The 16,765-nt window shown below is 71.0% G+C and carries 14 protein-coding genes; 2 read left to right on the plus strand and 12 right to left on the minus strand.

Annotation, left to right across the window (positions count from 1 at the left end; genetic code table 11):
• The first annotated feature begins 12 nt into the window (after positions 1-12).
• On the plus strand, positions 13-882 hold the full coding sequence (locus ACSDQ9_RS01885) for a PAC2 family protein (protein WP_435142972.1): 870 nt from the start codon (positions 13-15) through the stop codon (positions 880-882).
• A gap of 94 nt (positions 883-976) precedes the next feature.
• On the opposite strand, the gene rpe is transcribed toward ACSDQ9_RS01885, so the two are convergent.
• From rpe to ACSDQ9_RS01905, 4 genes are read right to left on the minus strand one after another with little or no spacing between them, the layout of a single operon-like run.
• Positions 977-1,651, minus strand: a complete 675-nt coding sequence (gene rpe, locus ACSDQ9_RS01890; RefSeq protein ID WP_435142974.1) for a ribulose-phosphate 3-epimerase — start codon at positions 1,649-1,651, stop codon at positions 977-979.
• A 21-nt stretch (positions 1,652-1,672) separates the two neighbouring features.
• A complete protein-coding gene (locus ACSDQ9_RS01895; RefSeq protein WP_435142976.1) occupies positions 1,673-3,040 on the minus strand; it encodes an RsmB/NOP family class I SAM-dependent RNA methyltransferase in 1,368 nt (455 codons plus the stop codon).
• Positions 3,037-3,999, minus strand: a complete 963-nt coding sequence (gene fmt / locus ACSDQ9_RS01900; RefSeq protein ID WP_435142978.1) for a methionyl-tRNA formyltransferase — start codon at positions 3,997-3,999, stop codon at positions 3,037-3,039. Before fmt ends, ACSDQ9_RS01895 begins: the two co-directional genes overlap by 4 nt.
• Before the next feature lie 23 nt (positions 4,000-4,022).
• Complete coding sequence (locus tag ACSDQ9_RS01905) at positions 4,023-6,056, minus strand: primosomal protein N' (RefSeq protein WP_435142980.1); 2,034 nt, start codon at positions 6,054-6,056, stop codon at positions 4,023-4,025.
• Positions 6,057-6,221: 165 nt separating this feature from the next.
• Between ACSDQ9_RS01905 and ACSDQ9_RS01910 the strand changes: the two genes are divergently transcribed.
• A complete protein-coding gene (locus ACSDQ9_RS01910) occupies positions 6,222-7,565 on the plus strand; it encodes a threonine/serine exporter family protein (RefSeq protein WP_435142981.1) in 1,344 nt (447 codons plus the stop codon).
• On the opposite strand, the gene metK is transcribed toward ACSDQ9_RS01910, so the two are convergent.
• The 8 genes from metK to carA all read right to left on the minus strand — a co-directional run bounded on the left by metK (position 7,478) and on the right by carA (position 16,641).
• A complete protein-coding gene (gene metK, locus ACSDQ9_RS01915) occupies positions 7,478-8,668 on the minus strand; it encodes a methionine adenosyltransferase (protein ID WP_435142982.1) in 1,191 nt (396 codons plus the stop codon). The genes ACSDQ9_RS01910 and metK overlap by 88 nt on opposite strands.
• Positions 8,669-8,823: 155 nt before the next feature.
• Entirely contained in the window at positions 8,824-9,168 is a 345-nt protein-coding gene (gene rpoZ, locus ACSDQ9_RS01920; protein WP_435142984.1) for a DNA-directed RNA polymerase subunit omega, read from the minus strand.
• Between the two features lie 10 nt (positions 9,169-9,178).
• Positions 9,179-9,724 carry a guanylate kinase gene (gene gmk / locus ACSDQ9_RS01925; RefSeq protein WP_435143713.1) on the minus strand — a complete coding sequence of 182 codons (546 nt, stop codon included), beginning with the start codon at positions 9,722-9,724 and terminating at the stop codon, positions 9,179-9,181.
• Between the two features lie 67 nt (positions 9,725-9,791).
• Positions 9,792-10,103: an integration host factor, actinobacterial type gene (gene mihF / locus ACSDQ9_RS01930; protein ID WP_435142986.1), complete on the minus strand. Its 312-nt coding sequence runs from the start codon at positions 10,101-10,103 to the stop codon at positions 9,792-9,794.
• 136 nt (positions 10,104-10,239) lie between these two features.
• Positions 10,240-11,049 (minus strand): orotidine-5'-phosphate decarboxylase, encoded by an 810-nt coding sequence (gene pyrF / locus ACSDQ9_RS01935; protein ID WP_435142988.1) that lies wholly within the window; start codon positions 11,047-11,049, stop codon positions 10,240-10,242.
• Positions 11,046-12,146, minus strand: coding sequence for a quinone-dependent dihydroorotate dehydrogenase (locus ACSDQ9_RS01940; RefSeq protein WP_435142990.1), 1,101 nt, complete (start codon positions 12,144-12,146; stop codon positions 11,046-11,048). The genes pyrF and ACSDQ9_RS01940 overlap by 4 nt, the downstream gene beginning before the upstream one ends.
• A complete protein-coding gene (gene carB / locus ACSDQ9_RS01945; protein WP_435142992.1) occupies positions 12,143-15,472 on the minus strand; it encodes a carbamoyl-phosphate synthase large subunit in 3,330 nt (1,109 codons plus the stop codon). The genes ACSDQ9_RS01940 and carB overlap by 4 nt, the downstream gene beginning before the upstream one ends.
• Positions 15,472-16,641, minus strand: coding sequence for a glutamine-hydrolyzing carbamoyl-phosphate synthase small subunit (carA, locus tag ACSDQ9_RS01950; RefSeq protein ID WP_435142994.1), 1,170 nt, complete (start codon positions 16,639-16,641; stop codon positions 15,472-15,474). The genes carB and carA overlap by 1 nt, the downstream gene beginning before the upstream one ends.
• Between the last annotated feature and the right edge of the window lie 124 nt (positions 16,642-16,765).

A 16,765-nucleotide genomic window follows, 5' to 3' on the forward strand; every position in this document is an offset into this window, starting at 1 on the left:
TAGTCTCGACCCATGTCCAGCCGCGCTCGCCCCACCGCACCCGACACCGGCCGCAGGCCCGTCGAGCCCGTGGTGCTGATCGCGTTCTGGGGCTGGAACGATGCCGGTGAGGCTGCGACGGGTGCCGTCGGCCAGTTCGTCGACGTCTACGACCCGGCCGAGGTGGTGGCCGTGATCGACAACGAGGACTACTGGGACTACACCGAGCAGCGCCCCGAGATCCGCAAGGACGACGCGGGCGAGCGCACCATCGACTGGCCACAGATCAAGGTGTGGCGGGTCGAGCACCCCGAGCGTCCGGTGATCTGTGTGCTCGGCCCTGAGCCCGCGCTGAAGTGGCGCAGCTTCCTCGCTGAGCTGACCGAGGTGGTGACCAGTTTCCGGCCGAGCATGGTGGTCACGATCGGCTGCATGGTGACCGACGACCCGCATTCACGACCTCTGCCCGTGATGGGTCACGCCAGCACCCCCGAGCTCGCCGAGGCCCTGGGGGTGGAGCCCGAGACCTATGTGGGCCCGACCGGCATGACCGGGCTCGTGCACCGGGCCTGCGCCGACCTCGGCATTCCGGCGGCGTCACTGTGGGGTTCGAGCCCGCACTATTCACCGCAGCGGGACTGCCCCAAGGCCAAGCAGGCGCTGCTGCGCCGGTTGGCCGACCTGTTGGAGATCGACATCGAAGAGGCCGATCTCGACGAGCAGGTGGCCGAGTGGGAGGCGACCATCAATGGCCTCGCCGAGAACGACCCCGACATCGCGCGCTACATCGCTGATCTCGAGGCGGCCCAGGACGCCGACCTCAAGGAGACGACCGGCGACGACATCGCCGCCCAGTTCCAGCGCTGGTTGGGCAGGTCCCGGCCCGGCCCGGACAGGCGTTGATCCACGCTCGGCCGGCGCTCAGCTCATGCACGTGGCCGGCATCGTCGGCACGTCGTGGGGGCCCCCACCGCAAACCCAGGTCAGAGTCGGACTGTCAGTGCCGGCAGGCCTTGACCGCGAGGTCGCGCAGTTCGTTCACCATGGCGTCGGGGTCGTCCGCACGGTAGACCGCGGACCCGGCCACGAAGACATCGGCGCCGGCTTCGGCGGCTCGTCCAATGGTGTCGACGGAGACTCCCCCGTCGATCTGCACCAGGATCTCGGCCCCGGTGTTGCGGACGAGCTCACGGGTGCGCCGAATTTTCGGAAGCACCAGATCGAGGAAGCTCTGGCCGCCGAAACCGGGCTCGACGGTCATCAGCAACACCATGTCGACCTCGGTCAACATCTCGGCGTAGGCCTCGATGGGGGTGGCTGGCTTCAGGGCCATGGAGGCGCGAGCGCCCAGCTTGCGAAGCTCGCGAGCAAGCCGGATCGGCGCCTTCGCGGCCTCGACGTGGAAGGTGACCGACTCGGCCCCGGCCGCGGCGTAGTCGGGGGCCCACCGGTCTGGGTCCTCGATCATCAGGTGGATGTCGAGCGGCTTGTCGGTGGCCTGGCGAATGGACTCCACCACGGGCAGACCGAGTGTGAGGTTGGGGACGAAGTGCCCGTCCATGACGTCGACGTGCACCATGTCGGCCGAAGGAATCCTCGCGATCTCGGCCCCGAGGGCAGCAAAGTTCGCATTCAGGATGCTCGGGGTGATCTGCATGGCGGGCCGCGTCATGGGCTCAGCCTAGCGATCAGGTCAGGCGAGACGGCGGCGAAGCAGCGCCAGGAACATGGCATCGGTGCCGTGCCGATGCGGCCACAGCTGCGCCATCCGAGGGTGTCCGGGAACGGACGGCTCGGGCAATGCGGCGCCGGCGATCGTCCGCAACACCGCCGGGGCATCGAGCAACTCGAGATCGTCCCGCTCCGCGAGCAGGGCGGTGACGATGTCGGTGGTCTCACGCCGGTGCGGCGAACACGTCACGTAGGCCATCACCGCGCCCGCTGCCTGCTTCGACGGCCCCATCAGGGCGTCCGCGGCGGTGTGGGACAACCGCAACTGCAGTTCGGTGAGCCCGTCGAGATCGGCGGTGTCCTTGCGCCACCGGGCATCGGGACGACGCCTCAGCGCCCCCAGTCCTGAGCACGGAACATCGGCCATCACCGCGGCGAAACTGCCGGGAGCCCAGGCCGGAGCGGTGCCGTCGGCGCAGATCACCTGCACACCGTCGGGATAGGCCCTGGTTCCCTGCCGGACGAGCCCCGCCCGGTGAGGGGCGACCTCGCCGGCGAGGAGCCACCCGTGCTGCTGGTGGGCGAGTCCCGCGAGCAGGGCTGCCTTGCCGCCCGGGCCGGCGCACAGGTCGAGCCACGGCGAACCCGCTGGGCCGACGGACTGCCCCACGGTGTGAGCCAGGGCGGCCGCCACCAGCTGAGAGCCCTCGTCCTGCACGCCGGCGCGTCCGTCGCGCACCTCAGGGATCACGCCGGGCCGCCGGTCGGTCGTGAAGCCGAAGGGCGACCAGCGGGTGGGCTCGCCCAGGCGGTCGCGGTCGGCGAGCCCCGGACGAACCACCAGCGTCGGGTGGGCCGGCACATTGTTGGCCAACAGCGCCTGCTCGGCCTCGTCCCCCAGCAGGTCGACGTAACTCTCGGCGATCCAGCGCGGGTGGTGGGTGCGAACCGCCAACACCCCCACCTCGTCGAGCCCACGGCTCAGCAGCGTGAGCCAGTCGTCGAGCGAGCGCTCACTGATGCGGCGACTGACGGCGTTGACGAGCCCGGCCACGCGTGGGTTGATGCGCCGCTTGGCGAAGTCGACCGACTGGGTGACCACCGCGTGGTTCTTGGTGCGCATGGCGAGCAGACGATGACTGGTCAGGCGCAACAGGTCGACCACCTGCGGCTGCAGCTGGTTCAGGCGCCGCCCCGAGGCGTGCTCGATGATCTGGTCGTGGGTGCCCAGCAGGCGGCAGGTGCCGTAGACCAGTTCGGTCGTCTCGGCGGCGACGGCGTCGGCATCGCGGGTCTGGGCCAGCACTTCGTCGAGGGCAAGGTTGGCGAAGGCCCCGTCGCGGGTGACCCGCGCCAGCACCGACGAGGCGACCTCGAGCGTGGTGCTCACGCGAGCCTGGCCCCGAGCAGCTGCACCCCGCGCGCCCAGTCGGCGCCAGCCATCTGCTTCTTGCCGTGGGGCTGCACCCGGACGAGGTCGAGTGCCCCGTCGGCGGTGCCCACCAGCAGCTGGCGTTTGGTGGCGCGCAATTCACCCGGGGACAAGGGCTCACCCGGGGACAGGGGCTCGTCCGGGGTGGCCGGAACGGCGGCGGCAATCTTGAAGCGGGCGGGGCCGTCGTGGCCGATGGTCAGCTCGGCCCAGGCGCCCGGGGCCGGGGTGACCGCCCGGATCTGCCGATCCACCTCGACGGTGGGGCGTGCGAAATCGACGCGGGCATCGTCGGTGGTGATCTTGGCCGCCAGGGTGACCCCGTCGTCGGGTTGGGGGGTGGCGACGGCGCCGTCCGCGATGGCCGTCATGGTGTCGACCAGCAGCGTGGCGCCGGAGTGGGCGAGCTCGTCCAGCAACTCCCCCGCCGTCTGACCCGGCCCGATCGGAGTCTCGATGGTCTGGTGCACCGGGCCGGCGTCGAGGGCCTTGACGATGCGGAAGGTGGTGGCGCCGGTGGTCTCGTCCCCGGCCCAGACCGCCCGCTGGACGGGCGCGGCGCCACGCCACCGGGGCAGCAGCGAGAAGTGCAGGTTGATCCAGCCATGGGGCACCAGATCGAGGGCGCTCTGCGGCAGCAGCGCGCCGTAGGCGACGACGGCGACAGCGTCGAGGCCGAGGGCCGCCAGAGCCTCCTGGAACTCCGGATCACGCGGATGGGCGGGCTTCAGCACCGGGATGCCGAGCTCGTCGGCCACCTGGGCCACGGGCGAGGCGGTGAGCTTCTTGCCCCGGCCCGCGGGCGCGTCGGGGCGCGTGATCACGACGGCCAGCTCGTGCTGGGAGGCCGCGAGCGCGGTGAGCGAGGGCAGCGCCACCTCGGGCGTGCCAGCGAATCCGATCCTGAGGGCTGTCACGACTGATCAGCCTAGCCCGCTCGTCACTCCAACTCGGCGGGATCGACCCGTACCCGCACCGGAGCTGCCTTGCGGGCGGCGCGTTGCTCCAGCCCAGCGCTGACAGCGCTGACCAGCTCGCGACCCCGCGCCCGCGGGGTGCGCAGGGTCACCCGCACGAGACCCTCCGTCGCTCCCCCGACCCCGGGCCCGTCGATGGGCACGGGGCCCAACTGCTCGACCCCGTCCAGGTGGGTGACGTCGGCCCACTCGACCAGCTCGCGCACCGCGGCGGCCGTGCCCTCGACCGTCACGAAACTCACCGCCGGCGGGAATCCGGCCTCGGCCCGCTCGGCCAGCAACCGGGCGGCGTACGCGCCAGGATCCTGCCGGACGAAGGCCTGCACCGTCGGGTCGTCGATCGGCCCGACCATCGCGACCGTGCCACCGTCGGCAGCGGGTCGGACGAGCCCGGCCACCAGCTGCCAGCGCCGCAGCGCCTCTTCACCGGCGCGCAGGTCGGCTCGTCCGAGCAGTTGGGTGGCGTCGAGCAACACCGCCGCGGCGTAGCCGTGCGTGGCGTAGGGCTCCGCCCCGGGGGTCGCCACCACCAGGGCGGGCTTCTCGCCGATCTCGTCGACCACGTGATCGCGGGAGGAGTCGACCACCGTGGTACCGGGGAACGCTCGTCCGAAGTCGGCCGCGGTCTGGGAGGCCCCCACGAGGGGCGCGCGCAGATGGTCACCGCCACAGACCCGGCAACGCCACTGACCGACGGGGCGCCCGCACCACTGGCACGAGACCAGGGGCTCCGTCGCGGCTTGGCCCGCTCGCCGGGACTGAAGCGGTCCGTGACAGTGCTGGCAGCGGGCCGGCTCGCGGCACCGTTCGCAGCGCAGCGCCAGCAGGTGCCCGCCGCGCGGAACCTGCACGAGCACCGGACCCTGGCTGAGCCCCACCCGCAGCGTCTCGAACACCAACTGCGGCAGGCGAATCTGGGCGGCCAGGGGGTCGCGGGCGATGGCCCGGTCGGAGTCGGCGGCCACCTTCACCAGCGGCAGCAGGCGGCGCAGCTCGGTGCGCGGCACCTCAAGCGTGTGCAGCCAGCCGGCCTCGACCCACGCCTGCGTCTCGCAGCTGCGGGCGCGTGAGGCCAGCAGCAACGCGCAGCCATCGATCGGCACCCGCATGGCCGCCACCTGGCGCACGTGTGGGTAGGGGGTGCGCGGTTCGGCGTGCAGGTCGTCCCCGTCGTCGACCACGATCACCAATCCGAGGTTCTGCACGGGGGCGAACATCGCCGACCGGGTGCCGAGCACCACACGGGCCTGCCCGCGCAGCACCGAGAGGTAGTTGCGGTAGCGCGCGGCCGGCCCCGACTCGGCCTGCAGCACGGCGACCGTGCGGGCGCCCAGCGCCCCTTCCAGGGCGGGCCGCACCCGGGCGACGTCCTTGACGTCGGGCACCAGGATCAGCACCCCCCGGCCCGACCGCAGCGTCGCCGCCGTGGCCTGCACGAGCCCCGTGCCCAGGTCGCCCGCCGGGTGGTGCACCGCGGGCACCTGCCAGAAGGCGCGCGCCGGTTCCCCGCGCTCGAGGGCGGACAGGTAGCCCGCCCCGGTCGAGGTGGTCAGCAGCCCCCCGGTCGACGGTGGGTGGCCAGGGTCGGGCGTCGGCCAGGTCGCCTGCTCGGCCTTCTCGGTGGCGGCATGTCGGGGCGGCACCGCCATGCGCAACACGTCGGCGAACGTGCCCGCGTAGTGGTCAGCGGTCGCCCGCACTAGCTGCACCTGCTGGGGCGTGAGCACGGGCTCGTCCGACACCACCTTGTCGAGCGGCGCCAGCCTGCCTGCGAAGTCGGACGAGGCGGGTCGCGCCACGATGAAGCCGTCGACCAGACGCCCGGAGAACCGTGCCCGGATGCGGGCCCCGACAACGGCGGACGGTTCGAGTTCGGGCGGCACCAGATAGTCGTAGGTCTGGTCGACGTGGGCCAGGGGCACATCGAGGACGACGGAGGCGACCCCGCCCGCCGATGCAGGCTCGCCCGGCACCTCGATCAACTGTTCCTGCTCCACGCGGACACTCTAGGGAACGCCTCCGACAGCCCCGCCCCTTCGGCTCCCCGCCTCGGGTCCAACGCGCCAACTGGGGCAGCCACGAGGCACTTTCGTAGCCCACAGCTCCCGAACCCCCTCGTGGGCGCCCCAGTTGGCGCGGCGCGCGCGATACCGTGCGGACTCGTGACCATCGATGCCCCCGATTCGGGTGATGCCCGCCAGCTGCGCGACAAGCGCGACCTGCGGATGCTGCTGCAGCTCGCAGCGCTGCTCGTGGCCAGCGGCATGCCCGTGCACGAGGTCGAGCTCAACGTGTCGGCCGCCGCCAGCAGGATCGGCCACCGGGGCATCGTGATCGGCGCGGCCCCCACCTTGGTGCAGCTGGCCCTGGCCGAGGGCGAACCCTCGAGCCAGGCCCGCGTTCCCCGCAGCCTTCGCCTCGACCAGACGCTCGCGCTGTCACACGTGCTCACCGGCCTGCACCGATCGGCGGACGAGGCCCCCTCGGTGCCCGAACTGATGGAGCAGCTCGGCGCCGTCACCAGACTCCGGCACCGCCACGGTTGGCTCGTGCGCCACACGGGCGACCTCGCGGTGGCCCTCGGCATCGGACTGGTGCTGCAACCGGGCTGGACGAACCTGGCGGTCATCGCGTTGTGCTCCGTGGTGACCTCGGCGCTGATGCGGCTGGCCGCCCGCCACCGCCTGCTGGGCGCGCTGCTGCCGATCGCCGCCTCTGCCCTGGCCAGCCTGATCGCCTTCGCCGCGTTCGAGGCTGGCTTCATCCAGGGCCCGGTGCGCACCATGATCTGCGCGATCGCCGTGCTGCTGCCCGGAGCGGTGCTCGCCACCGGCATGGCCGAGTTGGCCACGGGTCAGATGGTGGCGGGATCGTCGCGCACCTTCTTCGGGCTCACCCAACTGCTGCTGTTCACCCTGGGCATCGTGGCCGCCGCGGCCGTGCTGCGGGTGCCCCACGAGGCGCTTGCCGACACCCGGGTCGCCCAGTTGGGCTGGTGGGCGCTGCCGCTCGGCATCATCGTCATCGCGCTCGGCATCACGGTCTCGGAAGGGCTGCCCACGTCGCACGTGCTGCCCGTGGCCCTGCTGACGGTGGTCACCGCCGTCGTGCAGAATCTCGGCCGCGCCTGGACCACCGACATTCCCGCCGGACCCTTCCTGGGCGCCATGGTGGCCGCCTTCGGATCGACCGCCCTGGCGGCCTGGCGCCCGGCCATTCCCAGGCTGGTGACCTTCCTGCCCAGCTTCTGGCTGCTGGTGCCCGGCACCCTCGGGGTGCTGGGGCTGACCGGGCTGGCGAACGGTCAGTCGGTCACCGCCATCGCCACCGTGGTCATGCTGATCGTGGGCATCGCCAGTGGCCTGCTCGTGGGTTCGGCGCTCGCCCTACCGGTGCAACGGTGGGGTCGGCGACTGAGTCAGCCCTTGACGGCCACGGCCAGCGCCTCGGCGCGGTCGGTGCGTTCCCAGGTCATCGACTCGAGCTCGCGACCGAAGTGGCCATAGGCCGTCAACTGCGAGTAGATCGGTCGCAGCAGGTCGAGGTCGCGGACGATCGCCGCCGGTCGTAGGTCGAACACCTCGCGCACCGCCTGCTTGATCTGCTCCTCGGGCACGACGTTGGTGCCATAGGTGTCGATGTAGAACCCCACCGGCTGCGCCTTGCCGATGGCGTAGGCCACCTGCACCTCGCAGCGGGTGGCCAGCCCGGCGGCCACCACGTTCTTGGCGACCCAGCGCATGGCGTAGGCGGCCGAGCGGTCGACCTTCGACGGGTCCTTGCCCGAGAAGGCGCCGCCACCGTGGCGAGCCATGCCGCCGTAGGTGTCGACGATAATCTTGCGGCCGGTGAGACCGGCATCGCCCATGGGCCCGCCGATGACGAAGGTGCCGGTCGGGTTCACGAACGCGCGGTAGTCGGTGTGCCGCAGGTCATAACGCTCCAGCACCGGCTCGATCACGTGCCGGCGCACGTCGGGTTCCAGCGTCGCCGCGAGGTCGACTCCGGGGGCGTGCTGCGTCGAGAGCACCACGGTGTCGAGGCCGACGGGTCGGAAGTCCTCGTCGTACTCGATGGTGACCTGCGTCTTGCCGTCGGGGCGCAGGTAGTCGAGGGTGCCGTCCTTGCGCACCGCGGTCAGCCGTTCGGCGAGGCGGTGGGCCAGGTCGATGGGCAGCGGCATCAGCGAGGGCGTCTCGGTGCAGGCGTACCCGAACATCAGCCCCTGATCGCCGGCACCCTGCAGGTCGAACGCGTCGACCGAACCGCCGCGCGCCTCGACGGCGGAGTCGACCCCCTGGGCGATGTCGGGCGACTGGGCTCCCAGCGCCACCGAGACACCACACGAGGCGCCGTCGAAACCCTTGCGGGACGAGTCGTAGCCGATCTCGAGAATGGTGTCGCGGGCAATCCGGGCCACATCGGCGTAGGCCTCGGTGGTCACCTCACCGGCGACCACCACCAGGCCGGTGGTGACCAGCGTCTCCACCGCCACGCGGCTCGCGGGGTCTTCGGCCAACAGGGCATCGAGCACACCGTCAGAGATGGCGTCCGCGATCTTGTCGGGGTGCCCCTCGGTGACGGACTCGGACGTGAACAAACGGGTCACGCGAGTGTTTCCTTGTCTGCCGGGCAACAAGCCCAGCGCTGTCCGGCGGGCACTCTGCCCGCCGGGACCTCGGTTCCGACCCCGTCCCCACCAGGGACGAGCCGGAGCAGGGCAAAACGCTTGCCCTCCGAGGGTTGATCAGGCGATCGGGACGATCAGGCCGGATCGAGATCGGCGAACGGATCACCGAAGGTCAGGTCGGGAGTCGCGGCGTCGGCCTCGGCACGGGCGGCAGCCTCGGCCTCGGGGTCGATCTCGTTGCACTCCAGCACGCCGGCCTGGATCTCGCGCATGGCGATCGACAGCGGCTTCTCGGTCACGCCCGAGTCGACCAGCGGGCCGACGTTCTCGAGCAGGCCCTCACCCAGCTGGCTGTAGTACGCGTTGATCTGACGCGCGCGCTTGGCGGCGAACAGCACCAGACGGTACTTCGAGTCGACCTTGTCGAGCAGGTCGTCGATCGGCGGGTTGATGATGCCTTCTGCGGCGTTGACGCTCACACTTACCTCTTCACTGGCTGGTCAGACTGAGCAACTCTACCAAACGTGCCACGGTTTCATCGATCTCACCGTTGACCACCACGCAGTCGAACTCCTCGGCGGCGGCCAGCTCGTCGACGGCCGTGACCAGACGTCGCTGCTGCTGCTCGGCGGTCTCGGTTCCTCGTCCGATGAGGCGGCGCACGAGTTCGTCCCAACTGGGCGGCGACAGGAAGACCTGCCGCGCGTCGGGGTAGGTGTCACGCACCTGCCGGGCGCCCTGCAGATCGATCTCGAGAATGACCGGACGATGCTGGGCGACGGCCTCGACCACCGGCCGGCGGGGAGTGCCGTAGCGGTGTCGGCCGTGGACGACCGCCCACTCGAGCAGCCCATCGCCCTGGGTGAGGGCGTCGAACTCGTCCTCGGAGAGAAAGTGGTAGTGCACCCCGTCGATCTCGCCCGGACGAGCGGGCCGCGTCGTCGCCGAGACCGAGACGAAGACCTCGGGGTGTCGTTCGCGCAGGCGACCCACGACGGTGCCCTTGCCGACCGCGGTCGGGCCCGAGACCACCATCACCCCCGAGGTGTTGGGGGCGAGGCTGTGCAGGGGGCTCGCCCCGGGGACGACGGGTGAGGTCACCTCAGCTGAACTCGGCCTTGAGGCCGGCGATCTGGTGGCGTCCCAGCCCGCGCAGGCGGCGGTTCTGGGCGATCTCGAGGCGCTCCATGATCTCGGCGGCCCGCTTCTCGCCGACGCGCGGCATCGACTTCAGCAGGTCGACGACCTTCAGATGGGCGATCACCTCGTTGCTGGCCGCCTGGTCGAGCGCGGCGGGCAGCGACAGCTGACCGGTGCGGATCTTCTCCTTCAGCTCGGCCCGCTCGCGACGTGCCTTGGTGGCGGCGGCGCGTGCAGCCTGCAACTGCTCCGGCGTGAGCGTCGGAATTGCCATGGCCCCTACTTCCATCTCGGTGGTCACGACGGGTTCCGCGTCGCGACAGTGACTCAAGCTAGTGGATCGTGACCACCGGCGTACCGGTGTTCACCCTATTCGGAACGGCGCGTCGACCGAACTTCCGCGGCCGCCGTCAGCGCAGTGCCTCGACCTGCTCGCGCATCCCGGCCAGGCTCGGCCCCCCGGCCAGCACCTCCCGCGATGCACTCGGCAAAACTATCCCCTCGACGCCGGTGAACTGGGCCGCAACCCCCGAAAGGGTGCCCCCTTGGGCGCCGACGCCGGGAGCCAGCACCGCTCCGGTGAAGCCGGTCAGGTCGATCTGCAGGTCGGCGTGGGTCGCCCCGACCACGAGCCCGACGTGGTCGAGCCCGGCCCGGTCGTTGTCGGCATGGGCGGCGGCGATCACGCTCTGCGCGACCGAGACCCCCTCGGAGGTGGCCAACTGCACGTGCCCCCCCTCGGGGTTGCTCGTGCGACAGAGCACGTGCACCCCGCGGCCGGTCTCGGCGGCCAGGTCGATGGCCGGACGCAGCGACTCGTAGCCCAGGTAGGGCGTCACCGTGACGGCGTCGGAGCGCAGGGGCGACTCGTCCGACAGGTAGGCCCGCGCGTAACCGGCCATGGTCGAGCCGATGTCACCGCGCTTGGCGTCCATCAGCGTGATCGCCCCGGCCTCGCGCAGGTCGGCCAGGATGCGCTCCAGCGCGAGGATCCCCCGCGAACCGAAGGGCTCGAAGAAGCCCGCCTGAGGCTTGAACACCGGCACCACGTCACCCAGCGCCTCGACCACCCGCCTGCCGAAGCGCTCCGCGCCCTCGCCGTCGATCGGCAGCCCCCAGGCCTCCAACAGCGACGGGTGCGGGTCGATGCCCACACAGAGCTTGCGCCCGCCGCGCAGGTCGATGGCTGCCCGCAGCCGCTGCACGTAGGTGTGACTCATGCGTTCGCCTCTCTCGACACCCGGTTGGCGGCGCGGACGAGCGCCGGCCCCGAGTAGATGAATCCCGTGTAGACCTGCACGAGCGTGGCACCGGCCGCGAACATGCGCCGGGTGTCGTCCGCGGTCATCAGTCCGCCGACGCCCACGACGGGCAGGTCGGTGAGCCCGACGACACGTTCGACGACCTGCAGCGCCCGCGTGCTCAGCGGTGCGCCCGACAGTCCCCCCGCCTCTGCGGTGACCGCACGATCGGCCTCGGCCACGCCGTCGCGCGCCAGCGTCGTGTTGGTGGCGATCAGCGCCGCCGCGCCACCGACCTCGGCGGCCCGCACCGAGACCGCCAGGTCGTCCGGTTCGAGGTCGGGGGCCACCTTCACGAAGATCGGCACGGGGTGCAGCGGGTCGTGCTGGCCGGCGGCCTGCACCACGGCGGAGACCAGCGCCTCGAGATCGCGACCGGCCTGCAGCGATCGCAGCCCGGGCGTGTTGGGGCTCGAGACGTTGATGGCCACGTAGTCGGCGACGTCGACCACGTCGGCCAGCGCGGCCCGGTAGTCGTCGGTGGCGCGCTCATTGGGGGTGACCTTGTTCTTGCCGATGCTCACGCCCAGCGGCAGTCCGAGGGCCCGGTTGCCGCGCCGCACGCCGCGCCGGCGCAGCCGCGACGCCAGCGCCGGCGACCCGGAGTTGTTGAAGCCCATCCGGTTGATGATCGCCTTCGACTCGGGCAACCGGAACAGCCGCGGACGGTCGTTGCCCGGCTGGGCGACCGGGGTGACGGTGCCGAGTTCGGCGAACCCGAAACCGAAGCCGGCCCAGCTGGCGGCAGCTCGTCCGTCCTTGTCGAGGCCGGCGGCCAGCCCGACGCGCCCGTCGAAGGCGATGCCGGCCACCTCGACCGGGCACCTCTCCCCCGCCACGGCGGCCCGCAGGGCACGGTTCACCACCGCCGGCGTGCGCTCGAGGGTGGTGATCATCCGTTCGTGGATCACCTCCGGATCGGCGGTGAACAGGCCCGGACGAGCGACCCGCTCGTACCCGACGGCGAGGGTGCGGGTCCAGGCGGTGGAGAGTCGATCGGGGTCGGGTTGGATCACGAGGCGTTCCACTCCTGCAGCGAGCGCACCGTCACCGAACCGGCCCGGATGGCCTCGATGCCCTGCACGGCCGCGGACAGGCCCTGCACGGTGGTGACGCACGGCACGCCCTGCCGAATGGCGGCGGTGCGAATCTCGTAACCGTCGGCGCGCGGCGAGCCGCCCGGAGTCTGGCCCTGGGGGGTGTTGAAGATCAGGTCGATCTGGTCGTCCAGGATCAGGTCGACGATGGTCGGCTCCCCGTTCGGGCCACGGCCCTGCGAGAACTTGCGCACCGTGGTCACCTCGACGCCGTGGCGGCGCAGCACGGTGGCCGTGCCGGCGGTCGCGTACAGCGTGAAGCCCAGGTCGGCCAGCCGCTTCACCGGGAAGATGGCGTGCCGCTTGTCACGGTTGGCGACGGCCACGAAGACCGCACCCGAGGTCGGCAGCCCCTGCCCGACACCCGCCTGCGACTTGGCGAAGGCGGTACCGAACGTGGTGTCGAGACCCATCACCTCACCGGTGGAGCGCATCTCGGGGCCGAGCACCGTGTCGACGCCGGAACCCTCGGGGGTGCGGAACCGGTTGAACGGCATCACGGCCTCCTTGACGGCCAGCGGTGCCCCGGGCACGGTGACCGCGCCGTCGCCCTCGGCCCGCAGGATGCCCTCGGAGCGCAGGTCGGCGATGGTGCGATCCATCATCACCAACGCCGCCGCCTTCGCGAGCTGGGTGCCGGTGGCCTTCGAGACGAACGGCACGGTGCGCGAGGCGCGCGGATTGGCCTCCAGCACGTAGAGGGTGTCGCTGGCCAACGCGAACTGGATGTTGATCAGTCCTCGCACCCCCACGCCGCGGGCGATGGCCTCGGTCGAGGTGCGAATCCGGTCGACCACCTCCTCGCCGAGCGTGATCGGTGGCAGGGCGCACGCCGAGTCGCCGGAGTGGATACCGGCCTCCTCGATGTGCTCCATGACGCCACCGAGGTACAGCTCTCGTCCGTCGTAGAGCGCGTCGACGTCGATCTCGACGGCATCGTCCAGGAACCGGTCGACCAGCACCGGCGAATCGGACGAGATCAGCGTCGACTGCTCGATGTAGCGGGCCAGCGACGACTCGTCGTAGACGATCTCCATGCCGCGACCGCCCAGCACGTAGCTCGGGCGCACCAGCACGGGGTAGCCGATCTCGGCGGCCACCGAGCGGGCCTGCTCGAACGACTCGGCCATGCCGTGCTTGGGGGCGGGCAGGTCGGCGCGGGCCAGCACGGCACCGAAGGCACCGCGCTCCTCGGCCAGGTGGATCGCCTCGGGGCTGGTGCCCACGATCGGCACCCCGGCGGCCTTCAACGCCGCGGCCAGCTTGAGCGGGGTCTGCCCACCCAACTGCACCATCACCCCGGCGACGGGGCCGGCGGCGAGTTCGGCGTGGTAGACCTCGAGCACGTCCTCGAGCGTGAGCGGCTCGAAGTAGAGCCGGTCGGCCGTGTCGTAGTCGGTCGAGACCGTCTCGGGGTTGCAGTTGACCATCACCGACTCGTAGCCGGCCGCCGACAGCGCCATCGCGGCGTGCACGCACGAGTAGTCGAACTCGATGCCCTGGCCGATGCGGTTGGGCCCCGACCCCAGGATCAGTACGGCCGGCTTGTCGCGGGGAGCCACCTCGGTCTCCTCGTCGTAGGACGAGTAGTGGTAAGGGGTGTGGGCCTCGAACTCGGCGGCGCAGGTGTCGACGGTCTTGAAGACCGGACGAATGCCCAGCGCGTGCCGCAGCCCACGCACCACGTCTTCGGAGAGGTGGCGCAGGCGGGCGATCTGGGCGTCGCCCAGACCGTGGCGCTTGGCCTTGCGCAGCAGGCCGGGAGTGAGCTCGGGGGCCTCGGCGACCTCGCGCCCGACCTCATGGATGAGCACCAGCTGGTCCATGAACCACGGGTCGAGCCCGGTGGCCTCGATCACCTGCTCGGGGGTGGCCCCCCACCCGAGGGCGCGCACCATCTTGAGGATGCGGCCGTCGTGGGGCTGGCGCAGCTGCTCGAGGATCTCCTCGACGTTGCGGCCGGCGCCGGGGCCGAAGGGGGCGCGGTCGTCCGGGTCGGTCCAGAACCCCTGGTGACCGGCCTCCAGCGAGCGCATCGCCTTGCCGAGCGCCTCGGTGAAGTTGCGGCCGATCGCCATCGACTCACCCACCGACTTCATGTGGGTGGTCAGCGTCTTGTCGGCCGACGGGAACTTCTCGAACGCGAACCGGGGCACCTTCACCACGACGTAGTCGAGGGTCGGCTCGAAGCTCGCGGGAGTCTTCAGGGTGATGTCGTTGTCGATCTCGTCGAGGGTGTATCCGACGGCGACCTTGGCGGCGATCTTGGCGATCGGGAAGCCGGTCGCCTTGGAGGCCAGCGCGGACGAACGCGACACCCGTGGGTTCATCTCGATGACGATCATGCGGCCGTCGGCGGGGTTGACGGCGAACTGGATGTTGCAGCCACCGGTGTCGACGCCCACCGCCCGGATGACGCCGATGGAGATGTCGCGCATCCGCTGGTACTCACGGTCGGTCAGCGTCATGGCCGGGGCGACGGTGATCGAGTCACCGGTGTGCACGCCCATCGGGTCGAAGTTCTCGATCGAACAGATGATCACGACGTTGTCGGCCTTGTCGCGCATCACCTCGAGCTCGTACTCCTTCCACCCGGTGATCGACTCCTCGATCAGCACCTCGGTGGTGGGGCTGGCGTCGAGGCCCGTGCCGGCGATGCGGCGCAGTTCGGTCTCGTCGTGGGCGAAGCCCGAACCGAGCCCACCCATGGTGAAGCTGGGGCGCACCACCACCGGGTAGCCGAGCTCGTCGGCGGCCGCGACCACCTCGTCCAACGTGTGGCAGATCACCGAGCGAGCGACCTCGGCAGTGCCGCCGGCGATGCCGGTGAGGCCGAGCACGATCTCCTTGAACTGCTCACGGTCCTCACCGCGCTGGATGGCGTCGACGGAGGCGCCGATCAGTTCGCAGCCGTACTTCTCGAGCACGCCGTTCTCGTGCAGGGCGATGGCGGTGTTGAGGGCGGTCTGGCCACCCAGCGTCGCGAGCACGGCATCGGGGCGTTCCTTGGCGATCACGCGCTCGACGAAGTCGGGAGTGATCGGCTCGACGTAGGTGGCGTCGGCGAACTCGGGGTCGGTCATGATCGTGGCCGGATTGGAGTTGACCAGGATGACCCGGAACCCCTCCTCGCGCAGCACGCGGCAGGCCTGGGTTCCGGAGTAGTCGAACTCGGCCGCCTGGCCGATGACGATGGGGCCGGAGCCGATCACCAGGATCGTCGAGATGTCGGTGCGCTTGGGCATCAGTTCTCCTTCTGGGTCGACCGGCTCTGGGTCGGCCACGTCTGGGCATCGGCCAGCAGATCGACGAAGCGGTCGAACAGGTAGGCGGCGTCGTGCGGGCCGGCGGCGGCCTCGGGGTGGTACTGCACCGAGAAGGCCACCAACCGGTCGGTTCCGTCGGCGCTCGGGCGGCGCAGTTCCAGACCCTCGACGACCTGGTCGTTGAGGCCGAGGTGGCTCACCCGGGCGGTGCCGTGGGGCGTGGCGATGTCTTCCCCGATGGGGGCATCGACGGCGAACCCGTGGTTCTGGCTGGTGATCTCGACCTTGCGGGTGCCCAGATCCATCACCGGCTGGTTCACCCCGCGGTGGCCGAAGGGCAGCTTGTAGGTGCCCAGGCCGAGGGCTCGTCCGAAGATCTGGTTGCCGAAGCAGATGCCGAAGTACGGAATCTCGGCCGCGAGCACGTCGCCCAGCAGCGACACGGCGTGGTCGGCGGCCGCGGGGTCGCCGGGGCCGTTGGAGAAGAACACGCCGTCGGGGTTGACGGCACGCAGATCGTCCAGCGTCGACGACGCGGGCAGCACGTGCACCTCGATGCCGCGCTGCGCCATGCGCTGCGGGGTCATGGCCTTGATGCCCAGGTCGACCGCCGCGACCGTGAACCGCTTCTCGCCCTCGGCCGGCACCACGTAGGCCTGCTCGGTGGTGACGTCATCGACCAGATTGGCGCCGTTCATCGAGGGCTGGTCGAGCACCTTCGCGAGCAGGGCGTCGGCGTCGGTGTCGGCCGACGAGATGCCCACCCGCATGGCGCCCTTGTCGCGCAGGTGTCGGGTGAGCGCGCGGGTGTCGATGCCCGAGATGCCCACGATGCCCTGGGCGCGCAGTTCATCGTCCAGGCTGCGGCGGGAGCGCCAGTTCGAGGCCACCCGGGCGGGGTCGCGCACGACGTACCCGGCCACCCAGATGCGGCTCGACTCGTCGTCCTCGTCGTTCCAGCCGGTGTTGCCGACGTGCGGCGCGGTCATCACGACGACCTGCCGGTGGTAGCTGGGATCGGTGAGCGTCTCCTGATAGCCGGTCATCGCGGTGGCGAACACGGCCTCCCCGAACGTCTCGCCGATCGCGCCGTAGGCCTCACCGCGGAAACGGCGGCCATCCTCCAGAACCAGGATTGCTTCGGGCATGGCCGTCCTTCCCCTGCTCTCGCAGGTCAAGCGTGGAAGTGTCGGGAGGAGACTACCAGCGGCCGCCACCCCCCTTCGCATCTGCCCACGGCAGACGGCCCGAGCCCCACGGGGCGGCTGGGCG

Origin of the sequence: Aestuariimicrobium soli, from assembly GCF_051192575.1 — a bacterium.
Lineage (GTDB): Bacteria > Actinomycetota > Actinomycetes > Propionibacteriales > Propionibacteriaceae > Aestuariimicrobium > Aestuariimicrobium soli.